Raw genomic sequence first — 12611 nt, forward strand, 5'->3', positions numbered from 1 at the left:
TGCTGGTGGTCGGCAGCGGCCAGTCGGGCGGCCAGATCGCCGAGGATCTGGCGCTGGCCGGACGTGCGGTCTTTTTGGCGACCAGCCGCAACGGCCGTTGGGTGCGGCGTTACCGCGGGGGCAACATACTTAAATGGCTGACGCTGTCCGGTTTTCTCGACGTTCCGCGCAAGGAACTCGTCCTCCCCTCCGGCAAGCTGCAGGTCCGCGCGCTGGTCGGCGCGACTCACACGATCAGCCTGCAATCGCTGAGTGCGCAGGGCGTGATGCTGCTCGGCCGCTTCAGAGGTGTGGAGAACGGCAGCCTCGCCTTCGGTGACGAGCTCGACGACCATATGCGATTTGCCGACGAGGTTTCGGCGGATGCCAAGCGCCTGGTTGACGAGTACATAGAGCGCGCCGGCCTCGATGCGCCACTGGCCGAGGACGATCCAGGCGAGACGATTGAACCGCGCTTGCCTGATCCGCCGATCCGCTCCCTCGCCTGGACGGCGAGCGGTATCAGATCAGTGATCTGGTGCACGGGCTTCACCGGCGATTTCTCATGGGTTCGGCTTCCCGGCGCCCTCGATGCGGCCGGCCAGCCCGTCCACGAGGATGGCGTCGGCGCTGTTCCAGGTCTCTTTTTCGCCGGCCTCGATTTCGGATCGACGCGGAAGTCGGGCACCATACCGGCCATTCCAGAGGAGGCGGCTGGCGTCGTGGAGCGACTTGTCCAAAGCGGGAGCCGACTTGCCACGGAACGACGTCTAAACGATCCGTCGAGCGCGGGTTCTTGAGCGTGCACAAGAACATGACAGCTCTTGGCGCGAAGGCGATGCACGCTGGCTTTCGGGAATAGCCTGGTTCCGGCCGTAAAAAACAATCTCGACATGCACCGGCCAGCGCCACGGCAGCACCGCCACCATGTCGAAGCGCACCGATAATCTTCCCTAGTCGGATTGGCGCGACAGCCAGAAATCGGCGGCACCTTCGATGCGGCGCTCCGATTCACGGCCGACTGCTTCCATTGCCTCCATCAGCGTGCGGCGGCCTTGACCTCGGCGCGTCTTGACCTCGGCTGGTCGTCGTCGGGCTGACAACACTGGCCATATGGGGGTGAGCCGGCGCAGTCATTCGGAATGCTCGCCATGGAGACGCCAAAGGAGGTGCATCAAGGCGCGCGATCGGTCAGCGCGCTCGCACCTTCCTCCGCGGCGCAATGTGCGCAGCAGTAGATGATGTCATCCTGTTCGACGCCATGTCCGATGATCCGGCATCCGCAATGCGGACACGTCGGAGCAAGTTTCTGGACCGCGCATTCGAAGCTGTCGAATGTGTAGGTCTCGTCGGCCATCGTCACTTTGAAAGCCTTGTCGTAGTCATTCCCGCATTGATCGCATCTGGCCATAGTTCTTTTCCTTCTTTCATTGGCTTCAAGTTCGACCAACCTGTCGCGCGGCGATTGGTTCCCGCCGGGATCAGGGGGCCGTCCTAAGGCGGAGACGAGCGCGAGCCTACGCCACGGCGCTGTTCGATCATGCGGATCACCTCGTCGATATCCCGCGGCTCGATGTCGAGTTCCTTCAGGCCCGGCGCGTCAATTGCTGCCACATTGTCCTGACGCATAAGATCGATCTGGTTGCGCGTTATGGGGGCAGCCGGGAGGAGTTCCGCGACGCCAGCGAAGGCCTTCCATACCGCAAACGGCACCGGCATCAGCTTGACGTGCGTATCGAGCTGTCGGGCGATCTCCCGAAGCAGTTCCTCATAGGTATAGATACGCGGGCCACCGAATTCGAATATGGATGAACCCATGTGGCTCCGCCCGTCGATCAGCCGGCTCACTGCTTCTGCGACGTCTGCCACATAGACCGGCTGAAGCCGTGTGCCACCATCGCCGAACAGCGGATAGACCGGCAGGAGGCGTATCATCCTCACAATGGTCGTGAGGAAAGCGTCGTCAGGTCCCGTCATGACGGCGGGGCGCACAATGAAAGCGCCGGGAAATGCGCTTTCCACGGCAACTTCTCCGCGCCCACGTGCCCTTATATAATTCGAATCCGATTGAGGATCGGAGCCGATCCCTGAAATCTGGACGAACTGATCGATCTCGCCGTTGCGCGACGCGGCAGCGAGATCGGCCGCGGCTTTCACATGGACGCGTTCAAAGGTCTGGACGCCCTGCTCGACGTAAAGACTGACAGCATTCACGATCGCCTGTGATCCGGTAATGGCCGACCCGATCGAGGACGCATCCAATATATCCGCCTCGACTGCCTCGGGCATCCTTGTACTCGAGGAAAAGACCAGGGCCACGCGAGCCGGATGGCGAGATGCGGCACGGACCGTGAAACCCCTTTCCAGGAGCCGCTTCACGATCCTGCGCCCGAGAAAGCCAGTTCCGCCGAACACGGTGACGATCCGTTCCGGGTTGAGATCGTCAGGATCCATTTGCCTCGCCATCCCTTGTCCTCGCATAGCTGCCGCGAGGACTGCCCTGGCCGGCATTTGAACCAGCCCGTCGAACATCAGGACGATTGGGGAACAACGCAGGAACGCTTTTGTTCCAGTCAGGTAGACAAACCGAACGATTGAGCGAACGCAGGTGAGCGCCGGCACATGATCGAGGCTGCCGACGAAAAACCCCGAATGCCTCCTACCGGACGTCCGCTTTTGCGCGGCGCATCGAAGGTCAGCAAATGGCGCGACTTCCTTGTTCCCATCGACGAGACGATAGGCAACATAATCTGAACCGGAGATCGCAGCAAAACCGACCCCACTTCGGGAATAGCCTAGCTCCGCCCGTAGAAAACGTTCTCGACATGCACCGGCCAGCGCCACGGCAGTACCGCCACCATGTCGAAGCGCACCGATAATTTTCCGTAGTCGGATTGGCGCGACAGCCAGAAATCGGCGGCGCCTTCGATGCGGCGCTCCGATTCGCGGCCGACTGCTTCCATTGCCTCCATCAGGGTGCGGCGCGCCTTGACCTCGACGATCAGCACCAGATCGCCGCGCCGCGCGATCAGGTCGATCTCACCGAACCTGGTGCGGTGGCGGCGGGCAAGAATTCGGTAACTTTCAGCATCAGCGCCGCCGCCGCCAGCCATTCACCATGATGGCCGCGCCGGTAGGCCTTTTGCCGGCTGGCGCTCGGCCGTTCAGCCATCGCGGTTTCCGTTATCCCTGAGTTCGAGCAGGCGCCGGTAGAGCGCCTGTTTCTGGCCACCCGTCATCTTGGCGGCTTCCGCCGCTGCCTTGGAGGCCGGCATCTCGACGGCGAGCGAAAGCAGAAGCCGGTCGATGTCTTCAGGCTCATCAGCGACCACATCCGCCGGGCCGACGCAGATGACGATTTCGCCTTTCGGCGTATCAGCTGCGGCGTAATGGCTGGCGAGCGACTGGAGGGTGCCGGTCCGCATCTCCTCGAAAGTCTTGGTCAGCTCGCGGCCGATCGCCGCCTTGCGGGCACCGCCCAGTGCCTCGACCATGGCATTGAGCGTCTCGGCCAGCCGGCGCGGCGATTCGAAGAAGATCAACGTTGCCGGCACCGCCTTCAACGCTTCCAGCCGCGTCAGCCGCTGCCCGGTCTTCACCGGCAGGAAGCCGGCAAACAGAAAGGCGTCCGAGGGCAGGCCGGATGCCGTCAGAGCGGCAAGTGGCGCGGACGGTCCGGGGATCGGCACGACACGAATGCCGCGTTCCAGCGCCTCGCCGACCAGCCGGTAGCCGGGGTCGGAGATGAGCGGCGTGCCGGCATCCGAGATCAGCGCCACGCTCTGCCCGGCCTCGAGTGCCGCGATCAGCTTCGGCCCGGCCTCGCCGGCATTGTGCTCGTGGTAGGCGGTGGTGCGGCGGCGGATGCCGTAGCGGTCGAGCAGCACGCGGCTGACACGTGTGTCCTCGCAGGCGACGATATCAGCGGCGGCGAGCGTTTCCAGCGCGCGCAGCGTGATGTCGGCGAGATTGCCGATCGGCGTCGCCACCAGATAGAGCGCCGGCTCGAGCGGCCGGGCGGCAATCTCGGTCTGCCCGACCACATAACTGCGTTTGGCCAATTCGCCGGTCACCTGCACAACTCCGTTCGACCCTGTTTGGCACGGCTTACGCTTGGTTGCAAAAGCTTGGGTTGCAAAGCCAGGGTTCCAAAAGGGATGCCGACGTGAACCGGCCGCCATGCCTTCGCCATAGTAGGGAACGAAACCGTTGCCGGCGAATTTTACCCCTGATCTCGGGAGGAGCAGGATGGACAGCCTGACGATACAGGACGTTTTCGAACCCTACTATGCCGGCCGCAAGCGCTTCGCCGCGCCATGCGACGAGAGCCTGCCTGCCGAAGCCGCAGATGGCAGAGCCAAGAAGCCGCTTGCACGCCAGCGATCGGCAGAGAGCAAGCCCGCAACCGAAACCGACCGCACGATGGAGCACTGACCGGACGATGCCCAATCGCTTCGACATTTTCATCACCCGCCTCGAAACAAAAAGCGCCCGCGATGGCGCAGCATCACATCCCACAGCCGACCAGCACCGTGCCTCGCGCGACAAAAGCGAGATCAAGCCGGCCCGTTCCGGAGAGACCAGCGAAAAAGATCGCGCCAAACACCGCCACAAGCACGAGGCTTGACCACCGCAGACCTTCGCGATTTCTCGAAAGCGCGGTTGCGCATGCTCCGCGATGTATCGTTCAACCCAGATACTTCGAGACGCGCGCCTCCAGCAGGCCCACCAGAGCCGGGTCCATGAATTCATAGTCGTCGGGAATATCGAGGCAGATTACTCGAGCCTTTTTCAGGCTTGTCTTGAATTTCTGCTGCAGTTTGGCGCGGTGCGTTTTTTCCATCACGAAGATGATGTCGGCCCAGGCGACGAGTTCATGCGTCAACGGAGTGTCGGCATCGTGATTAGTGCCGGCCGAAGCGACCTCGATGTCCCGCCGCTTGGAAAACAGCTGCTCCGCCGTCGGGCTGCGCAAGCGATTCTGGCTGCAGACGAAGAGAACGTTCTTCAACGTGCTATCTGGCCAGATCCGCCACGACCGCATCGAGCACGATCATGCCGGCCGGTGTGGCGCGCAGGCGGGCATTGCCGATCGGCGCCACCAGGCCTTCGTCCTGCAGCACCGACAGCCGTGCCGTCGACAGGCCGCGCCCTGAAAATGCCTCGTAGCGGGAAAGGTCGATGCCTTCCGCCAGCCTCAGCCCCATCAGCAGGAACTCGTCGGCCTCTTCCGACCGCGTCAGGATCTCGCCGCCGGTAACGCCATGGCCCTTGGCCTCGACCAGATTGGCCCAGGTCTCCGGCATTTTCTCGGCGATCGTCACCACGCGCCGCCCGCTCTCGACGAAGCGGCCATGCGCACCGGGACCGACGCCGACATATTCGCCATAGCGCCAATAGGTGAGATTGTGCCGGCTTTCGGCGCCGGGCCTGGCGTGGTTGGAAATTTCGTAGGCCGGCAGTCCGCGTGCGGCGGTGATCTCCTGAGTCAACGCGTAGAGATCGGCGGCAAGCTCATTGTCTGGAATGATGAATTTCCTTGCCGCATGCAGTGCATGGAACGGCGTGCCTTCCTCGATGGTCAGCTGATAGAGAGACAGATGGTCTGCGGCGTGGCCGATCGCCTGCTCGAGTTCCGTCTGCCACGCTTCAGGCGTCTGGTCCGGCCGCGCGTAGATCAGGTCGAAGGACAATCGTGGGAAAATCTCGCGCGCCAGGCCGATCGCATGCAGGGCCTCATCGACATTGTGCAAACGGCCGAGAAAGCGCAGATCCTTGTCGTTCAGCGCCTGCACGCCAAGCGACACCCGGTTGACGCCCGCCGCGCGATAGCCGCGAAAGCGCTCGGCCTCGACGGAGGAAGGATTGGCCTCCAGCGTCACCTCGATGCCATCAGGCACTGTCCAGTTCTTCGCCACTGCATCCAGCACCGCCGCCACGGTCTGCGGCTTCATCAGCGACGGCGTGCCGCCGCCAAGAAAGATGCTTGTCACCTCGCGCGGTCCCGTGCGGCCGCGCATGGTCGCCAGCTCGGTCTCGAAGGCGCGGGCAAAACGCTCCTGGTCGACCGGCTGGTGGCGGACATGGCTGTTGAAGTCGCAATAGGGGCATTTGGCCGCGCAGAACGGCCAGTGGACGTAGACGCCGAAACCAGGGCTGCGGTCGAGCAGCATGGTCATGCGGCGGCCAATCGGGCTTGGGCGAATTTCTGAAAGGCGCGAGCACGGTGTGACAATGCGGTTGGCTGGCCGGGCTTCCAGCCATGCTTTTCCTCCGCGCTCATCTCGCCGAAGGTCTTTTCGAACCCGTTGGGCAAGAACACCGGATCGTAGCCGAAGCCGAGCTCGCCGCGCGGCGGCCATACCAGCGTGCCCTCGACCTCACCGCGAAAATATTCCGCCTGGCCGTCGGGAAAGGCCAGGCAGATGACCGCGACAAAGCGGCCCTTTCGCTGAGCAGGCGTGATCGCGCCAACTTCCTGCAAAGCCACTTCCGTGCGCTGCATGGCCATGCCGAAGTCGCGGGAGCCGTCCGGCGTCTCGGCCCAGTTGGCGGTGTAGACGCCGGGTGCGCCGTCGAGCGCATCGACACATAGGCCGGAATCGTCTGACAGCGCCGGCAATCCAGTGGCTTTGGCGGCGGCCAAGGCTTTTATGAGGGCGTTCTCCTCGAAAGTGCTGCCGGTCTCGTCCGGTTCCGGCAAGCCGTATTCCTTTGCGGACTTCGCTTCTATGCCGAATGGCGCCATCAGATCGGCGAATTCCCGCAATTTGCCGGCGTTATGGCTGGCGACGACGATCTTATGCCCGTCAAGCGAGTGAACAGTTGGCGAATGCATCAGATGCCCCAGATTCTTGGCTCGGCGAATTCGATCGAATTGCCCGAGGGGTCGCGAATATAGATCGAGCGGCCGCCCTGCGGCCATTCGAACTCGCTTTCGATGGCGATTTTCTTCGCCTCAAGATGGGCTTTCCAGCGTGGGATTTCATCCGCGCTTGCGGCGAAACAGAGATGGCCTTCGCCGACGGCGCCATGCGGCGGTACTTTGAGCTTGGCGTCGGCCGGCGGCGGCACTTTGGTCGCCTCGGCATTGAAGATAAGCAGCACGCCGTCGCCGCAGCGGAAGAAGAGATGCCTGCCGTCGACCTTGCCGAGCGGATCGAGCCCGAGCACGCCCGAATAGAACCGTTCCGCGGCAGCAAGATCCGTCACGTAGAGTGCTGATTCCAGGATTGCGGAAGGGGTCACAGGATCGTCAACCTCATCGTCATAAACTGAAGATCAGTCCACGGCCATCTGCTGCAGGCTGACCAGGCGCTGAATGCCCTTCTTGGCCAATACCATCAGCGCCGCGAACTGCTCTTCCGAGAACGGCTCGCCCTCGGCCGTGCCCTGGATCTCGACGATACCGCCCTTGCCGGTCATGACGAAATTGGCGTCGGTGCCGGCCGAGGAATCCTCGATGTAGTCGAGATCGATGACCGGCTGGCCATCATGGATGCCGCAGGAGATCGCCGCAACGTGATCCTTCAGCACCTTGCCAAGGCTCGCCATCTGGCGGACTTCCATCCAGCGCAGGCAATCGTAAAGCGCCACCCAGCCGCCGGTGATCGAAGCGGTGCGCGTGCCGCCGTCGGCCTGGATCACGTCGCAGTCGACGGTGATCTGCTGCTCGCCGAGCGCCTGCAGATCGACCACGGCGCGCAGGGAGCGGCCGATCAGCCGCTGGATTTCCAGCGTGCGGCCGCCTTGTTTGCCGGCCGAAGCCTCGCGGCGCATGCGCTCGCCGGTCGAGCGCGGCAGCATGCCATATTCCGCCGTCACCCAGCCCTTGCCGGAATTGCGCATCCAGCCCGGCACCTTTTCCTCCAGGCTGGCCGTACACAGCACATGCGTGTCGCCGAACTTCACCAGGCACGAGCCTTCCGCATGCTTGGAGACGCCGCGCTCGAAGGAGATGGGGCGCATTTCGTCGAATTGGCGTTTGGAAGGGCGCATTCAGGCTTCTTTCTTTCTTCGGAATCTTGGCCGGCTTGTAGCCGCACGGGGCGTGAGGCGCAAAGGAAAATGGACCGGTTGCGCCGCCGCCGCGGAAGTCTATATCTTCGGGGCGGAGGTTTTGGCTCGAAATGACAAAGGCAGTCGATCCCGGCTCGCAGTCGCACGTGCTCCCGTCGCACGCGCTGCAATCGCCCGCGCTTCAATCGCTCGACATGCGTTCGCGCGACATCTTCCGGCGCATCGTCGATTCCTATTTGAGGGATGGCGAGCCGGTCGGTTCGCGCAGCCTGTCGCGCATCCTGCCGTCGTCGCTGTCGCCGGCCACCATCCGCAACGTGATGAGCGACCTTGAGCATCTCGGCCTGATCTATGCGCCGCACATTTCGGCTGGCCGGCTGCCGACCCAGGCCGGCCTGCGTTTCTTCGTCGATGCTTTCATGGAACTCGGTGACCTCTCCGACGAGGAGCGCCGCACCATCGAGGCGCAGGTGCGCGCCTCCGGCTCGGGCGCGACGCTGGAGCACATGCTGACCGAGGCCAGCCAGATGCTGTCCGGCATGTCGCGCGGCGCCGGCCTCGTGCTCGCCGCCAAGAACGAGGTGGCGCTGAAGCACATCGAATTTATCCAGCTCGAGCCGACCAAGGCGTTGGCCGTGCTGGTCTCGCAGAACGGCGACGTCGAAAATCGCGTCATCGATCTGCCCGCCGGCATCACCGTCTCGCAATTGCACGAAGCCTCCAACTTCCTCAACGCCCATATCCGCGGCCGCACCCTGGCCGAGGCGCGGGTCGAGATCGCCCGCATCAAGGAAGAGACCAGGGCAGCCCTCGACACGCTGTCGCAGGATCTGGTCGAGAAGGGCCTGGCGGTCTGGGCAGGCGCCGAAAGCGGCGTGCCTGGGCGGCTTATCGTGCGCGGCCGCGCCAATCTCCTGGAAAACGTCACTGCCCAGGCCGACATAGAATTGCTGCGGCATCTGTTCGAGGATCTGGAGACGCAGGATGGGCTGATCCAGCTCCTCGATCTCGCCGAGGAAGGCCCGGGGGTGCGCATATTCATCGGTTCGGAAAACAAGCTGTTTTCGCTGTCGGGCTCATCACTGGTGGTGGCACCCTATCGCGACAAGGACGCGCGCGTCGTCGGTGCGCTCGGCGTCATCGGGCCGACGCGGCTGAACTATGCCCGCATAGTACCGATGGTCGACTATACCGCGCAGCTGATTTCGCGCATGCTGCGCTAGGAGCCGCCGCGGCCTGCCGCAAGGAGAAAAAGAATGGCGCTGGAATCGTTCAAGGCCCAGATTAGCCTACTGCTCGAGGAAATGGTCAATCAGCCCGAGGATCAGCACGAGGTGCAAGAGCAGTTGCGTGAGAAGCTGCAAGAGATGCGGGCCATGGGCCTACCGCTGCCGGCCGATCTGGTCGCGCTGGAAAAGCGCCTTGATGACGATTTCTACGCCTCTGGCAACTGAAGGGGTTCGGCTTCAAATCCTGGTGTTCCGGACGACCGCTTGGAACGACCAATGCCTCATTCCGTTTGCCCTCTTCGAGGCGAATCCCGGAGGACGTTGATGACCCGATCTGGCGGCTTTGCGGCCATTGCCGCTGCTCTCCTTGTCGCGACACCGGCATCCGCCCAGCAGTCGGATCAGAAGGTGCTCAAAGGCGAAGCAGCTTTTGGCGATTGGCACGCCGACAGGCCTGGAGTCCGCCGCCTGATCGGGCCGCAAGACATGCCGGCAGCCGACCCCGCTCAATCCGCTTCGAACGGCGCCGGCGTGGCGGAGCGCCCCGAAAGCGCCAAGCCAGAATTGCCTCCGGGCTTTTCGGCCGAAATGATCGCCTCCGGACTCTATAATCCGCGCGTCGTTCGCGTCGCTCCGAACGGCGACCTGTTCATCGCCAACGGCCATGCCGACCAAATACGCGTCTACCGTCTGGCCGAGGGCCGTGCCAAACCCATCGAGAAAGCGATTTTCGCCAAGGGCCTCAACTATCCATATGGCATCGCCTTCTATCCGCCAGGGGACAAGCCGCAATGGGTCTATGTCGCAAACAGCGACAGCATCGTCCGCTTCCCCTATCGCGACGGTGACCTAAAGGCGTCCGGTAAACCAGAAACCATTGTCGCCAAAATCCCGTCGGGCGGTCACTCGACCCGTGACATCGCCTTCTCGCCTGACGGCAAGACGCTTTTTTTATCGGTTGGCTCGGACTCGAATGTCGCCGAGGACATGGACAAGCAACCCGATGGCGGCCTCGACGCGTGGGCGAAATCAAAGCCGCTCGGTGCAACGTGGGGCTCCGAGGACGGCCGTGCCGATGTGCTCGCCTTTGACGCGGATGGGAAAAATCCCCGAACTGTCGCCACCGGCCTGCGCAACTGTACGGGCATGACGGTGCAGCCCGCCACTGGTGCGTTGTGGTGCGTCGTCAACGAGCGCGACGAGCTTGGCGACAATGTGCCGTTCGAATTTGCAACTGAAGTCAAGGACGGTGCGTTCTATGGTTGGCCTTGGTACTACATCGGCAATAACGAGGATCCGCGCCATCAGGGCGAGCGGCCAGACCTTGCCGGCAAGGCCACTGTCCCCGATGTATTGATGCAGGCGCATTCGGCGCCGATGAACATAGCCTTCTACGACGGCAAGAACTTTCCGGCGGATTATCAGGGTGACGCTTTCGTCACCATGCATGGTTCGTGGAACCGTGGCGCCAGGACCGGCTACAAGGTGGTGAGGCTCAAATTCAGGGATGGCAAGCCGACCGGCGAGTATGAGGACTTCATGACCGGCTTCGTCATCTCGAACGACGCCGTCTGGGGCCGCCCGGTCGGTGTCGCGATGGCCAAGGACGGCTCGCTGATCGTCACAGAGGACGGTAACGGCACCATCTGGCGCGTTACCTACGAAGACGGCCGCTCCTGAACGGCGGTGTCGCCTGCTGCGCTGGCGCAATCGAATCCGGCCCGAGGGAATTCACCCAACTTCAACATTGTGCGACAAGCGCGAATCATGACGCTCACCGGGTTCCTCGCCTCCAGCGCCGCCCTCGGCATCGCCGCAGCCATCCCCGGCCCAGGCGTCACCGCGCTCGTTGCGCGTGCACTGGGCTCCGGCTTCCGCTCGTCGCTGGCCATGTCGTTCGGGCTGATGCTCGGCGACCTGACCTATTTGACTGCCGTGGTACTCGGCCTCGCTTTCGTCGCACAAACTTTCGGCATGGTCTTCCTGGCCATCAAATGGCTGGGCGTCGCTTACCTCGCTTTTCTTGGCTGGCGTTTCTGGACGAGCGGCATCACGCCCGAAACGGTGGAGGCAAAGAAAGGCAAGGGCGGCTTGGCATCCAGCTTTGTAGCCGGCCTTGCCGTCACGCTCGGCAATCCGAAGACGATGATCTTCTATCTTGCCATCACCCCGACCATCGTCGATCTGAAGGCGATCACGCTGGTCGACTACGGGATCCTTGTCGCGCTCACCATCGTCGTCCTGCTCGTGGTGCTGGTGCCCTATCTGGCGCTGGCGGCCAAGGCGCGCTGGTTCCTGAAGTCGCCGCGGGCGCTGAGGGCACTCAACCGCACCGCCGCCGGGTTCATGGTCGGTGCGGCGGCGGCAATTGCCGCCCGCCAATAGACCTCTTTCGCCAATCCGCCCAGGGATTGTCACGCCTTGCAAGGGCGGGGGTATTCAGCACGAACTTCACTCGGATATTTTTCGATCGACAGCCTATCTTGCGCGGTGGATGGCTCTATCCTATGCCCGCCCGACTCTTGCCGCTTGACCTCTGGGAGGAAAATCAATGAACAAGCCCGCCACCCCCACACACGTGCCCGGCCGCGGCCGCATCTACAATTCGATCACCGAGACGATCGGCGACACGCCGCTGGTGCGGCTTGATAAATTCGCCAGGGAGAAGGGTGTCGTCGCCAATCTGCTGGCCAAGCTCGAATTCTTCAACCCGATCGCCTCGGTCAAGGACCGCATCGGCGTGTCGATGATCGAGGCATTGGAGGCTTCGGGCAGGATTACGCCCGGCAAGACCACCCTGATCGAGCCGACCTCGGGCAATACCGGCATCGCGCTCGCCTTTGCCGCCGCCGCCAAGGGCTACAAGCTGATCCTGACCATGCCGGAAACCATGTCCGTCGAACGCCGCAAGATGCTGGCGTTGCTCGGTGCCGAACTGGTGCTGACCGAAGGGCCGAAAGGCATGAAGGGCGCCATCGCCAAGGCGGACGAGCTGGCGGCAACGCTGCCCGACGCCGTCATTCCGCAGCAATTCGAGAACCCGGCCAATCCGGAAATCCATCGCCGCACTACGGCCGAGGAAATCTGGAACGACACCCACGGCGAAGTCGATATCTTCGTTGCCGGCATCGGAACCGGCGGCACCATCACCGGCGTCGGCCAGGTGCTGAAGAAGCGCAAACCCTCGGTGCATGTCGTCGCCGTCGAACCGGAAGCCTCGCCGGTGCTGTCGGGCGGCCAGCCAGGCCCGCACAAGATCCAGGGCATTGGCGCCGGCTTTGCGCCAAAAATCCTCGACACGACGATCTATGACGAGATCGTCAAGGTCTCGAACGAGGATTCGGTTGCCAATGCACGGCTCGTCGCTCGGCTCGAAGGTGTGCC

Annotated in this window: 14 protein-coding genes and 3 pseudogenes; 7 read left to right on the forward strand and 10 right to left on the reverse strand. The window is 63.0% G+C overall.

What is annotated here, in order from left to right:
• A pseudogene (locus E5W70_RS12465) lies at positions 1 to 779 on the forward strand (FAD-dependent oxidoreductase); the annotation flags it as partial.
• Between the two features lie 66 nt (positions 780 to 845).
• Here E5W70_RS12465 and E5W70_RS12470 read toward each other — a convergent pair.
• The 5 genes and pseudogenes from E5W70_RS12470 to rsmI form a co-directional block, all read right to left on the reverse strand.
• A pseudogene (locus E5W70_RS12470) lies at positions 846 to 1031 on the reverse strand (hypothetical protein); the annotation flags it as partial.
• 122 nt (positions 1032 to 1153) lie between these two features.
• On the reverse strand, positions 1154 to 1336 hold the full coding sequence (locus E5W70_RS12475; protein WP_292658242.1) for a hypothetical protein: 183 nt from the start codon (positions 1334 to 1336) through the stop codon (positions 1154 to 1156).
• 137 nt (positions 1337 to 1473) lie between these two features.
• On the reverse strand, positions 1474 to 2823 hold the full coding sequence (locus tag E5W70_RS12480; RefSeq protein WP_292658245.1) for a complex I NDUFA9 subunit family protein: 1350 nt from the start codon (positions 2821 to 2823) through the stop codon (positions 1474 to 1476).
• Positions 2775 to 3151, reverse strand: a pseudogene (locus E5W70_RS12485) (YraN family protein). The gene E5W70_RS12480 and the pseudogene E5W70_RS12485 overlap by 49 nt, the downstream one beginning before the upstream one ends.
• A complete protein-coding gene (gene rsmI / locus E5W70_RS12490; RefSeq protein WP_292658248.1) occupies positions 3144 to 4052 on the reverse strand; it encodes a 16S rRNA (cytidine(1402)-2'-O)-methyltransferase in 909 nt (302 codons plus the stop codon). Before rsmI ends, E5W70_RS12485 begins: the two are co-directional and overlap by 8 nt.
• 175 nt (positions 4053 to 4227) lie before the next feature.
• Between rsmI and E5W70_RS12495 the strand changes: the two genes are divergently transcribed.
• Positions 4228 to 4413 (forward strand): hypothetical protein, encoded by a 186-nt coding sequence (locus E5W70_RS12495; protein WP_292658251.1) that lies wholly within the window; start codon positions 4228 to 4230, stop codon positions 4411 to 4413.
• A 253-nt stretch (positions 4414 to 4666) separates the two neighbouring features.
• On the opposite strand, the gene E5W70_RS12500 is transcribed toward E5W70_RS12495, so the two are convergent.
• From E5W70_RS12500 to rph, 5 genes are read right to left on the reverse strand one after another with little or no spacing between them, the layout of a single operon-like run.
• Positions 4667 to 4990, reverse strand: a complete 324-nt coding sequence (locus E5W70_RS12500; RefSeq protein WP_292658253.1) for a low molecular weight protein tyrosine phosphatase family protein — start codon at positions 4988 to 4990, stop codon at positions 4667 to 4669.
• Positions 4991 to 4994: 4 nt separating this feature from the next.
• Positions 4995 to 6158 carry a radical SAM family heme chaperone HemW gene (gene hemW, locus E5W70_RS12505; RefSeq protein ID WP_292658255.1) on the reverse strand — a complete coding sequence of 388 codons (1164 nt, stop codon included), beginning with the start codon at positions 6156 to 6158 and terminating at the stop codon, positions 4995 to 4997.
• Positions 6155 to 6817, reverse strand: a complete 663-nt coding sequence (rdgB, locus tag E5W70_RS12510) for an RdgB/HAM1 family non-canonical purine NTP pyrophosphatase (RefSeq protein ID WP_292658258.1) — start codon at positions 6815 to 6817, stop codon at positions 6155 to 6157. Before rdgB ends, hemW begins: the two co-directional genes overlap by 4 nt.
• A complete protein-coding gene (locus E5W70_RS12515; RefSeq protein WP_292658261.1) occupies positions 6817 to 7227 on the reverse strand; it encodes a VOC family protein in 411 nt (136 codons plus the stop codon). Before E5W70_RS12515 ends, rdgB begins: the two co-directional genes overlap by 1 nt.
• Positions 7228 to 7260: 33 nt before the next feature.
• Positions 7261 to 7977: a ribonuclease PH gene (gene rph, locus E5W70_RS12520; RefSeq protein ID WP_292658263.1), complete on the reverse strand. Its 717-nt coding sequence runs from the start codon at positions 7975 to 7977 to the stop codon at positions 7261 to 7263.
• A 131-nt stretch (positions 7978 to 8108) separates the two neighbouring features.
• On the opposite strand from rph, the gene hrcA reads away from it, so the two are divergent.
• The 5 genes from hrcA to cysK form a co-directional block, all read left to right on the forward strand.
• A complete protein-coding gene (gene hrcA, locus E5W70_RS12525) occupies positions 8109 to 9221 on the forward strand; it encodes a heat-inducible transcriptional repressor HrcA (RefSeq protein WP_292658265.1) in 1113 nt (370 codons plus the stop codon).
• A 33-nt stretch (positions 9222 to 9254) separates the two neighbouring features.
• Entirely contained in the window at positions 9255 to 9452 is a 198-nt protein-coding gene (locus tag E5W70_RS12530) for a hypothetical protein (RefSeq protein ID WP_254818005.1), read from the forward strand.
• 99 nt (positions 9453 to 9551) lie between these two features.
• Positions 9552 to 10907, forward strand: a complete 1356-nt coding sequence (locus tag E5W70_RS12535; protein ID WP_292658271.1) for a sorbosone dehydrogenase family protein — start codon at positions 9552 to 9554, stop codon at positions 10905 to 10907.
• An 87-nt stretch (positions 10908 to 10994) separates the two neighbouring features.
• Entirely contained in the window at positions 10995 to 11612 is a 618-nt protein-coding gene (locus E5W70_RS12540) for a LysE family translocator (RefSeq protein ID WP_292658273.1), read from the forward strand.
• Positions 11613 to 11778: 166 nt separating this feature from the next.
• Positions 11779 to 12611 (forward strand): cysteine synthase A (cysK, locus tag E5W70_RS12545; RefSeq protein ID WP_292658276.1); only part of this gene is annotated, 833 nt, incomplete at its 3' end.

The organism is Mesorhizobium sp., assembly GCF_005063415.1.
Taxonomy (GTDB): domain Bacteria; phylum Pseudomonadota; class Alphaproteobacteria; order Rhizobiales; family Rhizobiaceae; genus Mesorhizobium.